At 66.3% G+C, this 19370-nt stretch carries 20 protein-coding genes and 1 pseudogene; 9 read left to right on the forward strand and 12 right to left on the reverse strand.

The features are described 5' to 3' along the window. The first annotated feature begins 335 nt into the window (after positions 1-335). The 3 genes from G3O06_RS12685 (at position 336) to G3O06_RS12695 (ending at position 3569) form a co-directional block, all read left to right on the forward strand. The gene (locus G3O06_RS12685; RefSeq protein ID WP_205816230.1) at positions 336-1652 is read left to right on the forward strand and encodes a lipase family protein; all 1317 of its coding nucleotides are present in this window, start codon (positions 336-338) and stop codon (positions 1650-1652) included. Positions 1653-1846: 194 nt separating this feature from the next. After that, positions 1847-2977 carry a 3-deoxy-7-phosphoheptulonate synthase gene (locus tag G3O06_RS12690; RefSeq protein WP_241019847.1) on the forward strand — a complete coding sequence of 377 codons (1131 nt, stop codon included), beginning with the start codon at positions 1847-1849 and terminating at the stop codon, positions 2975-2977. A 163-nt stretch (positions 2978-3140) separates the two neighbouring features. Next, positions 3141-3569 (forward strand): PRC-barrel domain-containing protein, encoded by a 429-nt coding sequence (locus G3O06_RS12695; RefSeq protein WP_046548755.1) that lies wholly within the window; start codon positions 3141-3143, stop codon positions 3567-3569. Between the two features lie 55 nt (positions 3570-3624). Here G3O06_RS12695 and G3O06_RS12700 read toward each other — a convergent pair whose 3' ends face one another. The 7 genes from G3O06_RS12700 to dapF all read right to left on the reverse strand — a co-directional run bounded on the left by G3O06_RS12700 (position 3625) and on the right by dapF (position 9096). Then, positions 3625-4140: an Ohr family peroxiredoxin gene (locus G3O06_RS12700; RefSeq protein WP_205816231.1), complete on the reverse strand. Its 516-nt coding sequence runs from the start codon at positions 4138-4140 to the stop codon at positions 3625-3627. 25 nt (positions 4141-4165) lie between these two features. Then, positions 4166-4921, reverse strand: coding sequence for an SDR family oxidoreductase (locus tag G3O06_RS12705; RefSeq protein WP_205816232.1), 756 nt, complete (start codon positions 4919-4921; stop codon positions 4166-4168). A gap of 205 nt (positions 4922-5126) precedes the next feature. Then, on the reverse strand, positions 5127-6140 hold the full coding sequence (locus G3O06_RS12710) for a LysR family transcriptional regulator (protein WP_205816233.1): 1014 nt from the start codon (positions 6138-6140) through the stop codon (positions 5127-5129). Positions 6141-6250: 110 nt separating this feature from the next. Beyond that, positions 6251-6655, reverse strand: a complete 405-nt coding sequence (locus G3O06_RS12715) for a cupin domain-containing protein (protein WP_205816234.1) — start codon at positions 6653-6655, stop codon at positions 6251-6253. 76 nt (positions 6656-6731) lie between these two features. Then, on the reverse strand, positions 6732-7211 hold the full coding sequence (locus G3O06_RS12720) for a carboxymuconolactone decarboxylase family protein (protein ID WP_205816235.1): 480 nt from the start codon (positions 7209-7211) through the stop codon (positions 6732-6734). Positions 7212-7414: 203 nt separating this feature from the next. Continuing rightward, positions 7415-8299: an RNA polymerase sigma-70 factor gene (locus G3O06_RS12725; RefSeq protein ID WP_205816236.1), complete on the reverse strand. Its 885-nt coding sequence runs from the start codon at positions 8297-8299 to the stop codon at positions 7415-7417. Next, the gene (dapF, locus tag G3O06_RS12730) at positions 8296-9096 is read right to left on the reverse strand and encodes a diaminopimelate epimerase (protein ID WP_205816237.1); all 801 of its coding nucleotides are present in this window, start codon (positions 9094-9096) and stop codon (positions 8296-8298) included. The genes G3O06_RS12725 and dapF overlap by 4 nt, the downstream gene beginning before the upstream one ends. 271 nt (positions 9097-9367) lie before the next feature. Between dapF and G3O06_RS12735 the strand changes: the two genes are divergently transcribed. From G3O06_RS12735 to G3O06_RS12745, 3 genes are all read left to right on the forward strand, one after another. Then, positions 9368-11446 carry a carbon starvation CstA family protein gene (locus G3O06_RS12735; RefSeq protein ID WP_174972890.1) on the forward strand — a complete coding sequence of 693 codons (2079 nt, stop codon included), beginning with the start codon at positions 9368-9370 and terminating at the stop codon, positions 11444-11446. 12 nt (positions 11447-11458) lie between these two features. After that, positions 11459-11665 (forward strand): YbdD/YjiX family protein, encoded by a 207-nt coding sequence (locus tag G3O06_RS12740; RefSeq protein WP_006480280.1) that lies wholly within the window; start codon positions 11459-11461, stop codon positions 11663-11665. 194 nt (positions 11666-11859) lie between these two features. Then, entirely contained in the window at positions 11860-12480 is a 621-nt protein-coding gene (locus G3O06_RS12745; RefSeq protein ID WP_085038110.1) for a hemolysin III family protein, read from the forward strand. Positions 12481-12539: 59 nt separating this feature from the next. Here G3O06_RS12745 and G3O06_RS12750 read toward each other — a convergent pair whose 3' ends face one another. The 3 genes from G3O06_RS12750 to G3O06_RS12760 form a co-directional block, all read right to left on the reverse strand. Then, positions 12540-13946, reverse strand: a complete 1407-nt coding sequence (locus G3O06_RS12750; RefSeq protein ID WP_205816238.1) for an MFS transporter — start codon at positions 13944-13946, stop codon at positions 12540-12542. Further along, a complete protein-coding gene (locus tag G3O06_RS12755; protein WP_205816239.1) occupies positions 13943-14374 on the reverse strand; it encodes a nuclear transport factor 2 family protein in 432 nt (143 codons plus the stop codon). The genes G3O06_RS12750 and G3O06_RS12755 overlap by 4 nt, the downstream gene beginning before the upstream one ends. 116 nt (positions 14375-14490) lie before the next feature. After that, on the reverse strand, positions 14491-14844 hold the full coding sequence (locus G3O06_RS12760) for a DOPA 4,5-dioxygenase family protein (RefSeq protein ID WP_174972897.1): 354 nt from the start codon (positions 14842-14844) through the stop codon (positions 14491-14493). 492 nt (positions 14845-15336) lie between these two features. Here G3O06_RS12760 and G3O06_RS12765 point away from each other — a divergent pair, with 492 nt between their 5' ends. Both G3O06_RS12765 and G3O06_RS12770 read left to right on the forward strand, forming a co-directional pair. Continuing rightward, the gene (locus G3O06_RS12765; protein WP_174984341.1) at positions 15337-15714 is read left to right on the forward strand and encodes a hypothetical protein; all 378 of its coding nucleotides are present in this window, start codon (positions 15337-15339) and stop codon (positions 15712-15714) included. Positions 15715-15937: 223 nt separating this feature from the next. Beyond that, on the forward strand, positions 15938-16426 hold the full coding sequence (locus G3O06_RS12770) for a hypothetical protein (RefSeq protein ID WP_205816240.1): 489 nt from the start codon (positions 15938-15940) through the stop codon (positions 16424-16426). 213 nt (positions 16427-16639) lie between these two features. Here the strand turns inward: G3O06_RS12770 and hpnH are convergent, their stop codons facing one another. Both hpnH and ispH read right to left on the reverse strand, forming a co-directional pair. Further along, the gene (gene hpnH, locus G3O06_RS12775; RefSeq protein WP_011353720.1) at positions 16640-17800 is read right to left on the reverse strand and encodes an adenosyl-hopene transferase HpnH; all 1161 of its coding nucleotides are present in this window, start codon (positions 17798-17800) and stop codon (positions 16640-16642) included. Positions 17801-17812: 12 nt separating this feature from the next. Further along, positions 17813-18754, reverse strand: a complete 942-nt coding sequence (gene ispH / locus G3O06_RS12780) for a 4-hydroxy-3-methylbut-2-enyl diphosphate reductase (RefSeq protein WP_166956044.1) — start codon at positions 18752-18754, stop codon at positions 17813-17815. Between the two features lie 479 nt (positions 18755-19233). On the opposite strand from ispH, the pseudogene araH reads away from it, so the two are divergent. Then, positions 19234-19370: pseudogene (araH, locus tag G3O06_RS12785) on the forward strand (L-arabinose ABC transporter permease AraH); the annotation flags it as partial.

The raw sequence follows: 19370 nt of genomic DNA on the forward strand, positions 1-19370 counted from the left end.
CACGACGCGGCCTTCGGTACCGGACAGCCGTGATCGTACGGCACTTCCTCAAAACACGGACAGTCGGCCGAATGGCCGGAGCGCCCCGCATCTCGCCGAGTCGGTTTTAGACGTTTACCTTCAAACAATCGAAAACGCCCATCGAGCGTGTGCGCGTTGTGCTTCAATTCATCCGGTTTGTACTCCTACTAAAACTGCGGATTCGGAACAGCCCGGATTAATCATTCACAGGAGACAGTCGATGGCTCGGAAACGGTTTTGAAGCGGCACACGCGATGGTCTGCAACACCGCGAACTTCCTTCGATGAAAGCAGGTTATCCCAGGGGCCCCAACCATGTCCTCCAGACGTTTCATGATGGCCGCGGCGGCCGTGTCCGCCGCGCTGGCCATCGCCGCACCGCCGGCCAGCGCCGCCGCGCCGACCGTGTCCGACCCGTTCTACACGTACACCGGCACCACGCCATTGGCATCGATTCCACCGGGCACGGTGCTCAAGACGCGCAATGTCACCTATCACGTGGCCGGCATTCCCACTGCGCTCACCGCGCAGCAGTTGCTGTATCGCACCAATAACGAACTGAACCAGCCGGTCGTCAACGTGACGTCGGTGATCCGGAGCCAGGTCAGCAACGGCCGGGCCATCTCGTACCAGTCGGCCTACGATTCGCTGAACCCGTACGACGAGCCGTCGCAGGTGATCGCCGGTGACCGCGACGTCACGAAGGTCATCAACATCGGCACGTTGCTGTACAGCGCGGAATCGATTCCGCTGTCGACGCTGCTGCTGCTGGGCTACAACGTCATCGTGCCCGATACGGAAGGCCAGACCGCCAACTTTGCTGCCGGCCCCGAATACGGGATGACGACGCTCGATTCGATTCGCGCCGCGCTCAATACGCCGTCCACGGGCCTGAATCCGTCGAGCAAGGTCGCGATGATCGGCTATTCCGGCGGCGCGATCGCGACCAACTGGGCCGCGCAGCTCGCACCGAGCTATGCACCCGAGATCAACAAGCAGCTCGTCGGCGCGGCGGAAGGCGGCGTGCTGGTCGATCCCGCGCACAACCTGCGTTACGTCGACGGCAGCATCGTCTGGGGCGGCGTGGCCGCGGCCGCGCTGGCCGGGCTGTCGCGCGGCTACGGCTTCGACCTGACGCCGTATCTCAGCGATACCGGCGTCGCCGTGTTCAAGGACATCCAGAGCCAGTCGCTCGCGTACATCCTGCCGAGGTACACGGGGCTGCGTTGGGGCACGCTGTTCAAGCCGCAATACGCGAACGACATCAACAGCATTCCCGTGTACGTGACGTATGCGAACAAGGTGAATGCCGGGCTGGCCGCATCGCCGACGATCCCGATGTTCATCGGCCAGGGCACGGCGGGCGCGCTCGACGGCACGTTCAGCACTCAGGTGGGCGACGGCGTGATGCTCGCGTACGACGTGCGCGCGCTGGCGCAGAAGTTCTGCGCCAGCGGCACGCCGGTTACGTACAACGAATATCCGCTCGAGCATGCGGGTGCGATCGTGCCGTGGGTGGCCGGCATGCTGCCGTGGCTCTACGACCGCTTCAACGGGAAAGCCGCGCCGAGCAATTGCTGGCTGACGTCGCTGCTGCCGAGCAATTCGCTGGCGCCCGAGACGCTGCACTAGCCGCAACGCCGCGCGTGATGCGGCGCATGGCAGGGCGACCCTTCGCGGGTCGCCTTTTTTCTTTTCGCCTTTTGATCTCCGTCGCGCTGCGGCTATGCCGCCGCGCCCGCACCCCCGCCGCAATCCGCCGCCGTCCCGCCCGGGTGCCATAATCGAGCCTGCCCATCATTACAGACGTCCCCCGGAGAATCACCATGCAGAACCTCGACAATCCTTCCCACGATCGCGAGGTAGGCAGCGCCGACGCGACGCAGGACACCACGCGCATCGACGACGTCCGCATCGGCGCCGTGCGCCCGCTGATTTCACCGGCGCTGCTGCTGGACGAACTGCCGGTGCCGGCCGCCACGCAGACGCTCGTCGAGGATACGCGCCGCGCGATCGGCGACATCCTGCACGGCCGTGACGACCGGCTGCTGCTCGTCGTCGGCCCGTGTTCGATCCACGATCACGACCAGGCGCTCGATTACGCGCGCCGCCTGAAGATCGCCGCCGATGCGCTGAAGGACGACCTGCTGATCACGATGCGCGTCTACTTCGAGAAGCCGCGCACGACGGTCGGCTGGAAGGGTTACATCAACGATCCGCGCCTCGACGGCAGCTTCCGCATCAACGAAGGGCTGCGCGCCGCGCGGCAACTGCTGCTCGACATCAACGCGCTGGGCCTGCCCGCGTCGACCGAATTCCTCGACCTGCTGAGCCCTCAGTACATCGCCGACCTGATCGCGTGGGGCGCGATCGGCGCGCGCACGACGGAGAGCCAGAGCCATCGCCAGCTCGCGTCGGGCCTGAGCTGCCCGATCGGCTTCAAGAACGGCACCGACGGCGGCGTGCAGGTCGCGTCCGACGCGATCGTCGCCGCGGCGGCGAGCCATGCGTTCATGGGGATGACGAAGATGGGGATGGCCGCGATCTTCGAGACACGCGGCAACGACGATGCGCACGTGATCCTGCGCGGCGGCAAGAACGGCCCGAACTACGACGCCGAACATGTCGAGGCGAGCTGCGCGGTGCTGCGCAAGGCCGGCTTGCGCGAGCAGGTGATGGTCGACTGCTCGCACGCGAACTCGAACAAGTCGCACGACCGGCAGATCGACGTCGCGCAGGATCTCGCGCGGCAGCTCGCGCAGGGCGAGCACCGGATCGTCGGCGTGATGGTCGAGAGCCATCTCGAGGCCGGGCGCCAGGACCTGAAGCCGGGCGTGCCGCTGAAGTACGGCGTATCGATCACCGATGCGTGCCTGAGCTGGACGCAGACGGAGCCCGTGCTCGACGTGCTGGCCGAGGCGGTGCGGCACCGGCGCGTGTATTCGCGCAACGCGTGACGGGTGCTGCGTCATCGCGTCCGATGCAGCGTTTCGCGAGTGGCGCTAACATGATCCGGTGCGATGCGTCGTGCGTGAGCCGCCGCGCTTTACGCGGCGCATGCATGAAGGCGGCTTGGCCGGCCGCCGACACCGACAACAATTCACCGGAGTACATAACAGCATGGCTTTCTACAAGACCCTCATCGCAGCAACCGTCCTCGCCTCGAGCGTCAGCGCGCACGCGCAGATCGCGGGTGCGCAGCCGATCAGCGTGACCGTCGAGCAATCGCAGGCGCTGCTCGAAGGCTGGAGCGTGAAGAAGAGCGTGCTCGGCAAGGCCGTCTACAACGACGAGAACCAGAAGGTCGGCACCGTGCGCGACCTGATCGTCGCACCGGACGGCTCGGTGTCGGCGGCGATCGTGTCGGCCGGCGGCTTCCTCGGTGTGGCCGCACACGACGTCGCGGTGCCGATCGCATCGCTCGACGTGCGCAACGGCAACATCTACCTGCCGGGCGCGACGAAGGATGCATTGAAGGCGACGCCGGCGTTCCAGTACGCGAAGGTGCCGTCGCCGCCGAAGCCGAAGAAGCTCGACGACAAGCACTGAGCAGGCACTGATTTGCACGGCCCGGCGCGCGATGCGCCGGGCATCCCGCCTGCGCTCAGCCACTCGACGTATCGTCCGGTGGCGCGAGCGCCACGACGTGGCTGATGCCGTCGTGCGCCATCTTCGTATAAGGGCTGAAGCGCTCCGTATTGCGGACGAGTTCTTCCGCCACCGTGCGCTCGACGCCCGGCAGCCGCACGCGAATATTCGCGCTCAGCATGAACAGCCCATCCACCGGATCGCGGCAGAAGTCGACCGATGCGCAGACCGAAGCGCCGGCGATCGACACGCCGGCCCGCGCGGCGAGCAGGCTCAGCGCACCGTGAAAGCACGCCGCGTAGCTCGCGGCAAACAACTGTTCCGGGTTCGGGCCGTCGCCCGGCCCGCCGAGCGCGGACGGCAGGCGCAGCGCCACATCGAGACGGCCGTCGTCGGAACGCGCGACGCCCGACGCGCGCCCATGCTCCGCCACCCCGCCCGTGACGGTCACGGTCGTCGAATACAGCGTCTGCGGTTCCTGCCCGCGATACTTGTCGAGCAGCGAGAGCGGCGGCGGGCGCAGCGGCGTCATGGCGTGCGTGATCCTGCGGTGTGGCTCAGCGCGCGGGCTGGCTGTTGCGGAGCCACGCGTCGAAGGTCGTCGTACCGAGGCGCGCGCCGGGCCCGGGGACGAGCGTGTCGTCCTGGAGCATCGCGCCGAAGTAGTCGGCGCCCGCGTCCCTGACCACCGTGCGCGGGTCGTGCGTGACCTTCAGGAAGTGTTCGACCAGATCGGCGATCCGCACCCGATCGGGGCCGCTGATTTCGGCGATGCCGTTGCGCGGTGCGTCGAGCGCGACATCGGTGACGGCGGCCGCGACGTCGTCCGATGCGATCGGCTGGAAGAGCGCGGTGGTCTGCCGCGTGGTGTCGCCTTCGGCGCTCGCCTGCGCGATCGCGCCGACGAATTCGAAGAACTGCGTCGAGCGCACGATCGTGTACGGCACGCCTGCTGCGCGGATCAGGTCTTCCTGAATGATCTTGCCGCGGAAATACGCGCTTTGCTGCAGGCGGTCGGTACCGACTACCGATAGAGCGACGTGATGACGCACGCCCGCCGCGCGCTCCGCGGCGAACACGTTGCGTCCCGACGTCTCGAAGAATGCCTTCACGGCGGCTTCCTCGAACGACGGCGAATTCGCGAGATCGACCACGACGTCCGCGCCCGCCAGCGCGTCGCCCAGTCCCGCGCCCGTGATCGTATCGACACCTGTCGACGGCGCTGCCGCAACGGCGTCGTGGCCGCGCGCGATCAGGTTCCTGACGACTTTACTGCCGATAAGGCCGGTACCACCAATCACGACGATCTTCACGATTGCTCTCCTTGAACGGGCGCGCGAGATGCGCGCCGCTTGAAACGGTTGAAGCCGGCGCGCATCGCATTCGCGCGCGTGCGCCGGCACCTTGCCGAATGGCGTACCTCGATGCCCGTACGCCGTTCGATCAGCCCGCATCGTAGGCAGATGCCGCGCGATCCGGTAGAGCCCCGCAGGTGCTCACGATGTTGTTTCGAATGCATCAATCGACCGTCTCCAGCGGCGCTGTGGTCGTCATCGTGGTCATCGTCGTCAGGCACTGCAGGTCGCGCGCGCGCGTCTGTTCGATCATGTAGTCGATGAACACGCGTATGCGCGTCGGCAGGTGCTTGCGGCTGAGATAACAGAGATAGTGGCCGCCGTCGTCCGGCGCGTGCTGGCCGAGGCAGCTCACCAGTTGCCCGTCGGCGAGCAGGTCGCACACCTGGTACGCGGGCAGTTGCGCGATGCCGAGTCCGTCGAGCGCCGCGCGTACGACCAGATCCATGTCGTTGAAGGTGTGATGCGCGGCGAGCTGGCGCTGCTGCGTCAGCCCGTCGATCTTGAATTCCCATTCCGTCACGCGGCCCGACGCGGTGCGCAGGTTGATGCAGCGATGCTGCGCAAGCTCGTCCACGTGACGCGGCAAACCGTGCCGGTGCACGTACGACGGTGACGCGCAGACGATCATCTGCATCGGAATCAGCTGGCGCGCGACGATCGCGCTGTCCTCCATGCGGCCGTCGCGAAACGCGACGTCGATGCGGTCGGCGGAGAAATCGGCCGGACGGTCGTTCAGCAGCAGTTCGAGCGTGATGTCCGGATACAGCGCGTGGAAATCGCGCAGCAACGGCGCGATGATCTTGCGGCCGAAGCCGGGCGTCGAGCCGATCCGCAGATGTCCGCTCGGCGGGCCGCTGCGCAGCTCGCGCATGTCGTCGAGCGCCTGCGCGAGATGTTCGATGCCGGGCCGGCAGTTTTCATAGAAGAGCTCGCCTTCGCGCGTCAGCGACATGCTGCGCGTCGTGCGCTGGAACAGGCGCGCGTCGAGCCGGTCCTCGAGCCTCTGCACGTGGCGGCTGACCGACGAGCGGCCGACGCCGAGGCGATCGGCGGCACGGGCGAAGCTGCCTTCGGTGACGACAGCCATGAAGGTGACCACGCCGGCGTAGCAGGTCGAGAAGCTGCGTGCAAACGGATCGTCGGCGTCAGGGCGGCGAATGGAAGTATCTGACATGGAGGCGCTGGAATCGTGGTGTCCATATACGACTAGACGTTTCAGCACTGCCGCCTGTGACATCGTCCGCCGCATTTTTTAAAGAAGGGACGCGGTGGCGGGCGGGCAGGTTATTTTTCCGGCACGAGCACGGGCGCACCCTTGTCCTTCAACAGCAGCACGATGAACTTCGCGGGTTTCGTGCTGCTCGCGTTGCGCCCGACCGTGTGCAGGTCGTCCGGCCTCTCATGGAACGTCTGGCCCGGCTTCAGCGTGACGGGCTCGCCGCCCTTCACCTGCATCACGATCGAGCCTTCCAGGACATAGACGAACGCATCGGCGTGGTGTCGGTGGACGGGGTCGACCGCGCCGGGCGGATATTCGACCGAGATCATCTGCGCTTCCTTGCCCGGGTATTCAGTGAGCGGCTTCGTCATCAGCGGGGTGACGATGGCGGAAGGCGCCGCATGGACGGCGCCGGCGGTAGCGGCCGCGACGAAGAGCGCAGACGCGATGGCATGTTTCAAGCGAATCATCGGATGGATTCCAGTGATACCGCCGGCAGGCAGCCGGCGGCGAAGGAGGGAGGCGGCCCGTCGCCGGGCGCGGGCGTCAGGCGAGATTCGCCTTGTCGAGGCCGTAGGCCTTGTCGGCCGAACCCGGTGCGGTCCGGAACGCGACATTGGCGCGGTTCCAGCCGTTGATCGCCATCACTTCGAACGTCAGGTCCGACAATTCCTTCTCGGAGAGCTGGCCGCGCACGCGATCGTAGACGTCGTCCGGCACGCCGTGCTCGGGCAGTTTCGTCAGCACTTCGGTCCACGCCAGCGCGGCCCGCTCGCGCGGCGAGAACAGCGTCGATTCGCGCCACGTCGCGAGATGGTGAAGGCGCAGTTCGCGCTCGCCGTGAAGGCGAGCCTCCTTCACGTGCATGTCGAGGCAGAATGCGCAGCCGTTGAGTTGCGACGCGCGCGCCGACACGAGATCACGGATCGATTCCTCGATCGCGCTGCTGCGCAGCAGGTTGCTGAGTTCGAGGAATTGCCTGAACAGCTCCGGCGATTGATGCATGTAGTTGAGACGCTGCGTCATGATTTCTCCTGGCGACGAAGAGGCTTGCCCGCGCTCGGCGGGTGTCATGGGGCGGCAGGGCGCCGCGCGAAATCATCTTAGGAGCGCGTGGCGGCGCGCGGTAGCCACGCGGAGGGACGCATCGTGTTGCGCGCGCTGCACCAATGCCGCATCGAGCGGTGCACGGCGCGCGCTTCGCGCTTGAGGCGGTCGATCGTCAGGCGCTAGCCGGCACCGCACACGGCTGCGATGCGCGCGAGCTTGTCGGGGTTGCGTTGCACGAGAATCCGGACGATGCGCGTGCCGTCCGTTTCGAACGCCATCGCGGATTCGAGCTGACCGGCGATGAAGCGAAGCATCGCCCACTCGTCGTTCAGCACGGCCGGACGCATTTCGACGCCGCTGCCGCAGCGCAACCACGTCGCGTAGAACAGTTGTGCGATGCGGCGACCGCCGACCATCGGTTTCGGGAAACTCTGGACCTTGCCACCGCCGTCGCCGATCAGCATCGCGTCTTCGGCGAGGAGCGCCTGGATCGACGGAAAATCGCCTTGCGCGAGCGCATGCGAAAAGGTCTGCAGCAGTTGCCTGTGCGTTTCACGCGGCACGATGTGGCGCGGCCTGTCGTCGTCACGCAACTGCGCCTTCGCGCGGCTGACGAGCTGCCGGCACGCGGCTTCGGATTTGCCGATCGCGTCGGCAATCTCGTCGTAGTCGGCATCGAACACTTCGCGCAGCAGAAAGGCCGCGCGCGCTTCCGGCGTCAACCGTTCGAGCAGCAGCAGGTACGCGACCGACACGTCGTTCGCGCGCTCCGTCATTTCCTCGGGCGTCGCAGGCGATTCGCCGAGTTCCGGCTCCGGCAGCCAGATACCCGTGTAGTGCTCGCGGCGGATCTTCGCCGCGCGAAGGCGGTCGATCGACGTCCGGGTCGTGACCGCGACGAGCCATGCCTCGGTATTCTCGATACTGTCGCGCGCCGCTTCGTGCCAGCGCAGCCACACGTCCTGCACGATGTCTTCGGCGTCCGCGACGGAGCCGAGCATCCTGTACGCGATCTTCTGCAGGCGTGGGCGCAGCGCACGGAAAGTCTGTGCGTCGTCGGTCATGGCAGCCACACCCCGCTGAACCCGAACGTAACCGGCCCGCTGAGGAGCACATTGCCGGTGCCGTTCCATTGAACGGTGACGTCGCCGCCGTCGCACTCGACCCGCACGGTGTCGTCGAGCAGCCCGCGCCGGATGCCATTGACGACCGCCCCGCACGAACACGATCCCGAACCGAGCGGCACGCCGCCGCCGCGCTCCCAGATGCGCAGGCGAATGTGCGTGCGATCGATGACCTGAACGAAATGCACGTTGGTTTTCTGCGGAAACAGCGGATGCGTCTCGATGGCCGGGCCGAGCGCCGCGACATCGATCGCGCGGAGATCGTCGACGAAGAACGTGCAATGCGGATTGCCCATGTTGCAGGCGGCCGGCGCGCCGGGCAGCGGCAGCGCGAGGGTGTCGAGTGCTTCGGCGGCCGGCACGTCCTGCCAGCCGGTGAGCGGCCTGCCCATCTCGACGGTGATGAGCCCGTTCGCGTCCGTCGAGCACACGAGATACCCGCGGGGAGTCCGCAGCACGAGCGACGCCATGCCGGTTTCCCGCATCAGTTGCCACGCGACGCCGCGCGTCGCGCTGCCGCAGGTGTCGAGCGGTGAGCCGTCGGCGTTCCAGAACGCGACGCGGGCCGCCGCGTCGTCGCAGTCCGACACAACCGCGAGCTGGTTGAAGCCGATCCCGCGCTTTCGGTCGCCCATCTGCCTGGCGAGGCGGCCGTCGATCGCGTGTGTGGTACGGCGCAGGTCGACGATCGCGAAGTCGTCGCCGTTCGCGTGCATTTTCTGAAATCCGATCGGCATGGCGGTTCCGGAATGGAGGCAGGCGAACACTGTACGTGGCTCACCGCTCGCGATCAATCGCCGCACGATGTCGTGCATGCGTCGAGCATCTACGTAATTCTACGTAGCCCCGCATACGTAGTTGTCCGCTTGTAAGCGGCCCCGGTCGCGCGGAATACTACGGCCCATCGCCCCGGCCTCAGCGAGACCGTGGCACGACGCATCGACGTCACGCGTGTGCGGCATCCTCGCCGCATGCCATCTAAAACCACATTGGAGACCAGGAGACGCCATGAATCGGGCTTCCAGTACCCTGCTCTGGATCGCAGTCGCGCTGCTCGGCGCGTTCTCGTTCGGCACGATCGCACTCGCACATGGCGAGCGCGTCAGTGCCCTCTGGATCGTGATCGCCGCAGTCTGCGTGTATCTGATCGCGTATCGCTTCTACAGCCGTTTCATCGCCAGCAAGGTCATGCAGCTCGACGGGCTGCGGATGACGCCGGCCGTCAAGTACAACGACGGCCTCGACTACGTGCCGACCAACAAGTACGTGCTGTTCGGCCATCACTTCGCCGCGATCGCCGGTGCCGGCCCGCTCGTCGGGCCTGTGCTCGCCGCGCAGATGGGCTACATGCCCGGCATGCTGTGGATCCTGGCCGGCGTCGTGTTCGCCGGCGCGGTGCAGGACTTCATCGTGCTGTTCATCTCGACGCGCCGTGACGGCCGCTCGCTCGGCGATCTCGTCAAGATGGAGCTCGGCACGGTGCCTGGCGTGATCGCGCTGTTCGGCGCGTTCCTGATCATGGTGATCATCCTCGCGGTGCTCGCACTGATCGTCGTGAAGGCGCTGACGAATTCGCCGTGGGGCACGTTCACCGTCGCCGCGACGATTCCGATCGCGCTGTTCATGGGCGTCTATACGCGCTACATCCGTCCGGGCCGCATCGGCGAAGTGTCGATCATCGGCTTCGTGCTGCTGATGGCGTCGATCGCGTTCGGCCAGCACGTGCACGATTCGCCGACGCTCGCCGCTTGGTTCACGTTCACGGGCACGCAGCTCACGTGGATCCTGATCGGCTACGGCTTCGTTGCATCGGTGCTGCCGGTGTGGCTGCTGCTCGCGCCGCGCGACTACCTGTCGACGTTCCTGAAGATCGGCACGATCCTCGGCCTCGCGATCGGCATCTTGGTCGTCGCGCCGGAGCTGAAGATGCCCGCGCTGACGAAGTTCGTCGACGGCACGGGCCCCGTGTGGTCGGGCGGCCTGTTCCCGTTCCTGTTCATCACGATCGCGTGCGGCGCGGTGTCGGGCTTCCACGCGCTGATCTCGTCGGGCACGACGCCGAAGCTGATCGACAACGAAACCAACGCGCGCTTCATCGGTTACGGCGCGATGCTGATGGAATCGTTCGTCGCGATCATGGCGCTGGTCGCCGCGAGCGTGATCGAACCGGGCATCTACTTCGCGATGAACGCGCCGGCCGCCGTGCTCGGCTCGACGCCGGAAGCGGTGGCCAACACCGTCACGCAGTGGGGCTTCGTGCTGACGCCTGACATGCTGACGCAGACCGCGAAGGCCGTCGGCGAAACGACGATCATCGCGCGGGCAGGCGGCGCGCCGACGCTGGCCGTCGGCATGGCGCACATCCTGCACCAGGTGATCGGCGGTGAAGCGATGATGGCGTTCTGGTATCACTTCGCGATCCTGTTCGAGGCGCTGTTCATCCTGACGGCCGTCGACGCCGGTACGCGCGCGGGCCGCTTCATGCTGCAGGACCTGCTCGGCACGTTCCACCCGGCGCTCAAGCGCACCGAGTCGCTGCCCGCGAACCTGGTTGCGACCGCGCTGTGCGTGGCCGCGTGGGGCTACTTCCTGTACCAGGGCGTGGTCGATCCGCTCGGCGGCATCAACACGCTGTGGCCGCTGTTCGGCATTTCGAACCAGATGCTCGCCGCGATCGCGCTGGTGCTCGGCACCGTCGTGCTGTTCAAGATGAAGCGCGAGCGCTATGCGTGGGTGACGATCGTGCCGACCGTGTGGCTGCTGATCTGCACGCTGACCGCCGGCTGGCAGAAGATTTTCGACGCGAACCCGAAGGTCAGCTTCCTCGCGCACGCCGCGAAGCTGCAGGCCGCGGTGGATGAAGGCAAGGTGCTCGCGCCGGCGAAGTCGATCGCGCAGATGAAGCGGATCATCTTCAACGACTACATCGATGCGGCGCTGGCCGGCCTGTTCATCTTCGTCGTCGTGAGCATCGCGGTGTACGGCGTGATCGCCGTGCTGCGCGCGCGCCGCGAGTCGAGGCCGACCGTGCGCGAGACGCCGTACGAAGCGATGCCGGCCGCGCAGGCGCTCGGCAGCGGACGTTAAGGGGAGGCCGCGATGTTCAGCGATCTTGGCAGCGACCTGCGCAGCGCGGGGCGTTACCTCGGGCAGGCGTTGCGGCTGATGGTCGGCCTGCCCGACTACGACACCTACGTCGCGCACATGCGCGAGACTCATCCGGACCGCGAGCCGATGACGTACGAGGAATTCTTCCGCGAGCGTCAGAATGCGCGGTACGGGTCGGGAGCAGGGAAGTGCTGTTGAACCGCACCGCTACCGCGGTTCGGTGATCGACAGGGAAGCGCCGCGAAGGATTTCGCGGCGCTTTTTCTTTGGCGGGCCGGCGGTGCGCATGCGGCGGGGATCGCCGCGCCGTTTGCCGGTGCGCAGCGCGGCAACGGCCGGCGGCCGGTATCATAGGGTTCATTATTCCCGATGGACCCGCAGGAGAACACGTCGTGCATGTCGGTGAGCGTTTCAACAGCATTTCCCATCTCGTTGGCGCGGTGCTGTCGGTGGTGGGTCTCGTGGCGCTCGTGACGATGGGCGCGCTCGAAGGCGATCCGTACAAGGTGGTGAGCTTCAGCGTGTACGGCGCGATGCTGATCCTGCTCTACGCGATCTCGACGCTTTACCACAGCGTGCGCAGCCCGCGCCTGAAAGCCATTCTGCAGAAGTGCGACCATTCGGCGATCTACCTGCTGATCGCCGGCAGCTACACGCCGTTTACGCTCGTCACGCTGCGCGGCCCGTGGGGCTGGTCGCTGTTCGGCGTGAGCTGGGGGCTGGCCGTGTTCGGCATCGTGCAGGAACTGACGCTCGGGCGGCGCACGCGCATGCTGTCGATGATCCTGTACGTGGCGATGGGCTGGCTCGCGCTCGTCGCGGTGCGTCCGCTGATCCATGCGCTGCCGCCGGTCGGTACCGCGTGGCTCGTGGCCGGCGGCCTGATCTACAGCGCGGGGATCTACTTCTTCATCAATGACGAGCGAATCCGCCACGGGCACGGTATCTGGCACCTGTTCGTGCTGGCCGGGAGCCTGTGCCAGTTCGTCAGTGTCGCGATGTATGTCGCGTGAGTGGCGTGCTGCACTGATCCCGAGGCGATGAGCAGCCGGCGCGTCTGCCACGGCATGCTCTAGCGGCGCGTGGCGGTTCGCAGGTGCGCGGCCGGTTCGCCGGTTGCCGGTGTCGGCCGCGTGGTGATCCACCATGTCGCCGCGGCGAGTGCCGACAATCCGGTCGCGATGCCGAGCGCCACCCGCATCGCCGCCGGAAACGGCTGCAGCGTCGCGATGCACGCGCCGAAGATCGCCACACCGAGCGCCGATCCGCTCTGCCGTGCGGCGTTCAGCGCGGCCGCCGCCACGCCGGCGCGGCGCCGGTCGATCGTCCCGAGCGCCGGCGACGTCGCGGCCGGCGAGATGAATCCCGATGCGAAGCCGATCGCGAGCATCGGCGCGACGGCGAGCCACGCGGGCGTCGTCGCACCGATGCCCGTCATGCCGAGCGCGCCGGCCGCATAGAGCGCGAACGCCGCGCACATCGAGCCGCGCGCGCCGAAGCGCGCAACCAGCTTGCCCGAACACAGTCCGCCGAGCGCGACCATCGCCGTCATCGGCAGGAACGCGAGCCCCGTATCGAGCGGGCTCGCGCCGCGGATCTGCCGATAGAACAGGCTGAGCACGAACAGCAAGCCGTAGAACACGAACGCCGACGCCATCGACACGAACGTGGATCCGGCGAACAGCCGGTTGCGGAAGAACGCGAGCGGCAGCATCGGTTCGCGGTGCCGCGCTTCGATCGCGATGAACGCGACCCACGCGACGACGCTCGTCACCGCCCCGCCGATGATCGGCACCGAGTGCCAGCCGAGCGACGGGCCTTCGATCAGCGTGCCGATCAGCGCCGCGATCGCGACGATGGCCGTTGCCTGGCCGCCCCAGTCGAAATGCCGCGATCCGTCGCCGTCGGCGCGTGCGACCGTGCGGGCGAGCCAGATGCCGGCGAGCCCGAGCGGCAGGTTCACGAAGAAGAGGCTGCGCCACCCGAATAGATGGATCAATACGCCGCCGATCAGCGGGCCCGACGCCATCGCGATGCCGCCGCAGCCCATCCACAGGCTGATCGCCGACGCGCGCGCGGCCGGTTCGGAGAATGCGCGGTTGAGCAGCGCGAGTGAGCAGGGCACCAGCATTGCGCTGCCGACGCCTTGCAACGCGCGGGCGACCGCGAGCGCCGGGAGGGTCGGCGCGACGCCGCACAGCGCCGACGCAGCGACGAATACCGCGAGCCCCGCGATATAGACGGTGCGGTCGCCGAGCCGGTCGCCGAGCGTGCCGCCCGTCATCAGCAGACTCGCGAATGCGAGCGTGTACGCGTTCACGATCCACTGCAGGCCGGCTACGTGGCTGCCGAACGTGTGGGCGATGTCGGTGAGCGCGACGTTGACGATGGACGCGTCGAGCAGCACGAGCGTGTAGCTCACGCAGGTCGCGGCGAGCACGCGGCGGGCCATGGCACGGTTCGGTACGGCGGCCGTCATGCGCGGTCGCGTGCCGGCGTGGCGGCTTGCAGTGCGAGAAAGCCGACCCATCCCCAGTACACGCGATGATGCGCGATCAACCCGTCGCGCAGATCCATCATTTCGACGAGATCGACCTGGTCGCCGTCCGGCGTGGCGCGCGGATATTCCCACGTGAGCTGGCGCCCGTTCGAGAAGAACTGCCCGGTGCGGTACCAGCGCCCGAGCCTGTTGCCCGGATTGCGCAGGCCGGCCGCGAAGAATGCGCCGATCGCGGCCTTGCCGTGCAGTACGCCGGAGCCATGATCGGGCAGCGTGACGACGATCAGCGGCGTTTCGAGTACCGCATCGTCGGCATACAGCGCCATCAGCGCATCGACATCGCGCGCGACCACGGCCGCGTGCCAGCCTTCATAAATGTGCCGGGCGTCGGCGTTGGCGTGTGACATGGCGGGTTCCCGGAAGCATCGATAACGGAACCCACTGTATGGGCGCGCCGCCTCGAGACGTTTCACGTCAACCCGAAACGTGGATGTCGCCGCGGCGCAGGCGGCCGCGTGCGCCGTTATCCGGCCAGCGCGTCGAGGTTCAGCACATACGATTTCCCGATCCACACTGCGCAATCGCGATGGTCGCGCAGTTCGTCGTTCGTATTCGGATGCAGGAAGATATCGAGCGCACCGTGATTCAGCACGAGCCACGGCACGATGTCGTCGAAGCGCGTGGCGTCGAACGCGATCTGGTACGACCAGGCCGGGTGCGGGCCGACGAGGCGTTCATGAAAGCGGCCGAGTTCGATGACCGCGCCGAACCGTTCGTCGACGACCTGGCGAAACGCCCAGGCCGCGTCGCGGCTGGCCGCATCGAAATAGACGTGCGCGTGCCAACTGTGGATGGCGGTGGTGTCGAGGGCAGCCATGGAAGGACTCGATAAAAATGGGAATGCATGAGATGCCGTGCGAAACGGCCGATGCGTGATTATCGCGCGTCCTTGCTGTGCATGTCGTGTCGCTATCCGGCTATCCGGACGCGATGACTTGTCCTGAATCACAAGAATCGTTCGATTCGATCAAGCCGGGGCTTGAGGTATCCGCACGCGCGATATCACGCCGGAAGCCTTGTCGGCAGGTACGCCAGCCGCGATCGCACCGGCAACACGTCATTTCGAAAATTGAAAAAGCGCTGCGTGCGCTGCTTCGGATCGTCTGAACAAATGCGATCAGGGCGTTGAATGAATTAAAGAAATTCCTGTTTGGCGGGATTCGCGCGTGACGCGGTTTGCACGCCGGATTTCGAAGCCGAAAATATCAATTGCGGAATCGGCTATTCAAGCGGAAAGCGGCGCGTCATACGATGGTTTCAACGCATCGTCGAACACGATCGATGCGGGGACAACCACCTGGAGGCCACTATGCGATCCCTCGTTCCCGTTGCTGTACTTTCCTGCGCACTCGTTGCGCTGCCTGCCGTCAGTTTCGCTCAGTCTGCCGTAACCGACGGCGCATCGAATGCCTCACTGTCGAGCTGGTGGGCGGCGCGTGCCGAAACCGACGCGCAACTGATGCAGATGACGCGCGCTGGTTATCGCGCGACGTCGGCCGGCAACCAGAACTATCCGCTCGCGATGCAGCGTGCGCTCGAACGTGTCCACAACCCGGTGCCGGACCGGTCGCGCGAAGAGCGGGCCGAGATGGAAGCGCGCGCCGCGCGCGACGTGCAGGGCGGCCATCCGGTCAAGGCGTTCTTCGTGAAGACCGCGTACTACCTGAAGGGCGAGAACACGTTCTGATGCAGGAGACGAGCATGGCCTGCACGATCCGATTTGCCGGCGTCGTGCGCGCGTCGGCGCCGCGCCGGCTGCCGGACGCGCGAGCGACGCAACGGCGGAACGATGGGCACGGCGCGCGGCGTCGTGCGAAGCCCCCGCGCCATGCGCGCCGTGACGCCGTTGCGTGCCGCATCGCATGGCCGGCTTTCGAGGCGCGCGATGTGCCCGCCGACGGGAGCCCATCATGAAGGGCTCCCGGAAGAACCGTCGCCACGTGCCGCTGACCCGCGAGTGGCTGCTGCCGCTGCCGCCCGCGCATGCACGCGACATCTCGCTGAAATGCCACATGGCGCTCGTCGCGCTGCGTGGCGGGCATGGCAACGAGGCGCTGCTGATGCGCTTGCGCACGAGTGTCTACCTGGTGTTCCTGGCGCTCGACGATGCGGTGTGCGCGGACGCGGACATCGACCTGTGCGTCGACGCGGAGCGCGCGCTCGATGCGGGCGTGGCGCGCGCGGCACAAAGCGGCGCATGGACGCTGCACGACGACGAATGCGCGGTACTCGAGCATGTGCTCGCGGCGAACGACACGTGCGTCACGACGCTCACGCGGCATCGGCTGGCCGAGCTGTGGGAGCACGTCTGCACGTTCGCATCGAGCGGCCAGCCGGCGCTCGTCGCGAGCGCGGCGGAGAGGATGCGCATGCACATGGCCGAATCGCTTGCCGCGTAGCGTCGCACCGGTTTCGCAGGGAGGATGGAGGAGACAGGGCCGGCCGCCGCAACCGCGCTGCTTCGGCGATTGCGCTGCCGTCGCGGTCATACGGTGACGGCGAAACGCGACGCAAAACCCCGGCCCAAAACAAAAGCGCCACGGAGCGGACTCCGTGGCGCTTCATTATTTGCCGCCGGCGCGGAGGCATGGCCCCCGCGTGGCGAAACGCGCTTAAGCGGCTGCTGCCGGCTTCGCAGCCTTCTGCAGCTTGCCCTTGCCGGCGCGCTGGATTTCCTCGAGCTTGATCTCGACGTGACGCGAGAACACGTACTCGGCCGGGCGCTGCTTGTCGATCGGAATGTCCGGTGCGAACGGGCCGTCGGTCTTGATGCCCTTGCGGCTCACGGCGAACGCCTTCAGCGGATGCGCCATCGTGTCCATCACGGCGGTCGCTTCGAAGCCGCAGTGGACCATGCAGTCCGCGCACTTCTCGTAGTTGCCGACGCCGTAGTTGTCCCAGTTCGTGTCTTCCATCAGTTCCTTGAAGGTCTTCACGTAACCTTCGCCGACCAGGTAGCACGGCTTTTGCCAGCCGAACACCGTACGCGCCGGGTTGCCCCACGGCGTGCACTTGTACGTCTGGTTGCCGGCCAGGAAGTCGAGGAACAGCGACGACTGGCTGAACGACCAGCGCTTGCCGCCTTCGCCGCGCTTCAGGATCTCGCGGAACAGGTTCTTCGTCTTGTCGCGGTTCAGGAAGTGCTGCTGATCCGGCGCGCGTTCGTACGCGTAGCCCGGCGACACGGTGATGCCGTCGACGCCGATCGGCTTCAGCGTGTCGAAGAACTTCGCGACGCGTTCCGGCACGGCATCGTTGAACAGCGTGCAGTTGATGTTCACGCGGAAGCCGCGGCGCTTCGCTTCCTTGATGGCCGCGACCGCCTTGTCGTACACGCCTTCCTGCGACACCGAGTGGTCGTGCGCCTGCTGGTCGCCGTCGAGGTGGACCGACCAGACGAAGTACGGGCTCGGCTGGTAGTCGTCCATCTTCTTTTCCATCAGCAGCGCATTCGTGCAGAGGTAGACGAACTTCTTGCGCTTCATGATGCCGCGGACGATTTCCGGCATTTCCTTGTGCAGCAGCGGCTCGCCGCCTGCGATCGACACGATCGGTGCGCCGCACTCGTCGACCGCTTCCAGGCATTCCTGGACGGACAGACGCTGGTTCAGGATGGGATCCGGGTAATCGATCTTGCCGCAGCCGTTGCACGCGAGGTTGCAGCGGAACAGCGGCTCGAGCATCAGCGCGAGCGGATAGCGTTTGTTGCCGGACAGGTGTTGGCGCGTGATGTACGCGCCGACGCGGACTTGCTGGAGCAGCGGAATAGACAAGAGATGTCCTCCTTAAACTTCGCGGGCGACAGCTTGCGTGAGCTTCGCCGGCAGCTTGAATTCGACTTTTTCCTCACGGCCCGCCATCGTCGTGACGTCGACGGGCCCCAGCGCGCGCAACGCGCCGATTACATCTTCGACCATTTCCTCGGGCGCGGACGCCCCGGCGGTCAGCCCAACGGTCTTCGCATTCGCGAACCATTCGGCCTTTACTTCCGAACCGTCGGCGACGAGGTAGCTCGGCACACCGCTTTCGGTGCCGATCTCGCGCAGGCGGTTCGAGTTCGAGCTGTTCGTCGCACCGACCACGAGCAGCACGTCAACCTGTTCGCTCAGCTCGCGCACGGCGGCCTGGCGATTCTGCGTTGCGTAGCAGATGTCACGCGTGTCCGGGCCGACGATGTCGGTGAACCGGCGCTGCAGCGCTTCGATGATGCCACGTGTGTCGTCGACCGACAGCGTGGTCTGCGTAATGTACGCGACCGGCGTGTCGACGGGCAGCGTCAGCGTATCGACTTCGGCTTCGCTCTGCACGAGGATCACCTCGGCCGGAATCTGGCCGATCGTACCCTCGACTTCCGGGTGGCCCGCATGGCCGATCAGGATCAGCCGGCGGCCCGCCGCGACGTACTGGCGGCCCTGCACGTGCACTTTCGTGACGAGCGGGCAGGTGGCGTCGAGCACGTCGAGCCCGCGCGTTTCCGCGTCGCGCTCGACCGTCTGGGCGACACCGTGCGCGCTGAAGATCGCGACAGCGCCGTGGGGCACCTCGTCGAGTTCCTCAACGAATCGGGCCCCTTTATTACGCAGATTTTCGACGACATGCCGGTTATGCACGATCTCATGACGCACATAGACCGGCGCACCGTGCTGTTGCAGCGCGCGATCGACGATCTCGATCGCACGGACAACCCCCGCACAAAAGCCGCGGGGCTGGGCAAGGATGACTCGCATAGGTGAGCGAACTCCGACGACAGACGCCGGGGTTCGAGGAGCTGGCACTCGCTCGCTCGCCCCGGCTTGATGTTATGAAGGCAGGAACGAACCGGCCGGCCAGGCCCCGGAACCCCGAATTAATCGCGCATTTTAACTCTATCGGCAAGTCCTTGCTCTGGTGCCGTATTTGCCGTGTTGCATTTGCGGGAGAGCCGCGTCGGCGCTGGCGCGCGCGGAACCCAGTAAACTATGTGGTTTCGCGGGCAGCCGCTCCGGCTGCCCGGCGTCGCGCTCATTTCAAGGCCATTCGATGACCGTCGATTCTTACGCGTATTGCCCGGCCGCCCGTGCGGTTTCGGGTGTTTTGTTCCTGACCCTGATTGATTCTGCCGATGCCGGCGCCCGGCAGGAGGCGTGCCGATGATGCTGGTTCTTGCTTTCCTGGTGTCCGGCCTGTCGCTGATGATCTGGATCGTGCTGCTCGTCGCGCGCGGCGGCTTCTGGCGCGCGGTGCGGTCGGGCTCGTCAATGGCGTGCTGATCGCGCGCTGGCGGATCAACTCGCTGATCGTCACGCTCGCGATGATGGAAGTCGTGCGCGGGCTCGCGTTCATCACGTCGAACGGCGACGCGGT

Source organism: Burkholderia sp. Ac-20345, assembly GCF_017104825.1.
Lineage (GTDB): Bacteria > Pseudomonadota > Gammaproteobacteria > Burkholderiales > Burkholderiaceae > Burkholderia > Burkholderia lata_B.

What these genes read in the sequence shown, in the direction of transcription:
- G3O06_RS12685 (WP_205816230.1), top strand. Translation starts at nt 336, where the DNA reads ATGTCCTCCAGACGTTTCATGATGGCCGCGGCGGCCGTGTCCGCCGCG.
- G3O06_RS12690 (WP_241019847.1), top strand. Translation starts at nt 1,847, where the DNA reads ATGCAGAACCTCGACAATCCTTCCCACGATCGCGAGGTAGGCAGCGCC.
- G3O06_RS12695 (WP_046548755.1), top strand. Translation starts at nt 3,141, where the DNA reads ATGGCTTTCTACAAGACCCTCATCGCAGCAACCGTCCTCGCCTCGAGC.
- G3O06_RS12700 (WP_205816231.1), bottom strand. Translation starts at nt 4,140, where the DNA reads ATGACGCCGCTGCGCCCGCCGCCGCTCTCGCTGCTCGACAAGTATCGC.
- G3O06_RS12710 (WP_205816233.1), bottom strand. Translation starts at nt 6,140, where the DNA reads ATGTCAGATACTTCCATTCGCCGCCCTGACGCCGACGATCCGTTTGCA.
- G3O06_RS12715 (WP_205816234.1), bottom strand. Translation starts at nt 6,655, where the DNA reads ATGATTCGCTTGAAACATGCCATCGCGTCTGCGCTCTTCGTCGCGGCC.
- G3O06_RS12720 (WP_205816235.1), bottom strand. Translation starts at nt 7,211, where the DNA reads ATGACGCAGCGTCTCAACTACATGCATCAATCGCCGGAGCTGTTCAGG.
- G3O06_RS12725 (WP_205816236.1), bottom strand. Translation starts at nt 8,299, where the DNA reads ATGACCGACGACGCACAGACTTTCCGTGCGCTGCGCCCACGCCTGCAG.
- dapF (WP_205816237.1), bottom strand. Translation starts at nt 9,096, where the DNA reads ATGCCGATCGGATTTCAGAAAATGCACGCGAACGGCGACGACTTCGCG.
- G3O06_RS12735 (WP_174972890.1), top strand. Translation starts at nt 9,368, where the DNA reads ATGAATCGGGCTTCCAGTACCCTGCTCTGGATCGCAGTCGCGCTGCTC.
- G3O06_RS12740 (WP_006480280.1), top strand. Translation starts at nt 11,459, where the DNA reads ATGTTCAGCGATCTTGGCAGCGACCTGCGCAGCGCGGGGCGTTACCTC.
- G3O06_RS12750 (WP_205816238.1), bottom strand. Translation starts at nt 13,946, where the DNA reads ATGACGGCCGCCGTACCGAACCGTGCCATGGCCCGCCGCGTGCTCGCC.
- G3O06_RS12755 (WP_205816239.1), bottom strand. Translation starts at nt 14,374, where the DNA reads ATGTCACACGCCAACGCCGACGCCCGGCACATTTATGAAGGCTGGCAC.
- G3O06_RS12760 (WP_174972897.1), bottom strand. Translation starts at nt 14,844, where the DNA reads ATGGCTGCCCTCGACACCACCGCCATCCACAGTTGGCACGCGCACGTC.
- G3O06_RS12765 (WP_174984341.1), top strand. Translation starts at nt 15,337, where the DNA reads ATGCGATCCCTCGTTCCCGTTGCTGTACTTTCCTGCGCACTCGTTGCG.
- G3O06_RS12770 (WP_205816240.1), top strand. Translation starts at nt 15,938, where the DNA reads ATGAAGGGCTCCCGGAAGAACCGTCGCCACGTGCCGCTGACCCGCGAG.
- ispH (WP_166956044.1), bottom strand. Translation starts at nt 18,754, where the DNA reads ATGCGAGTCATCCTTGCCCAGCCCCGCGGCTTTTGTGCGGGGGTTGTC.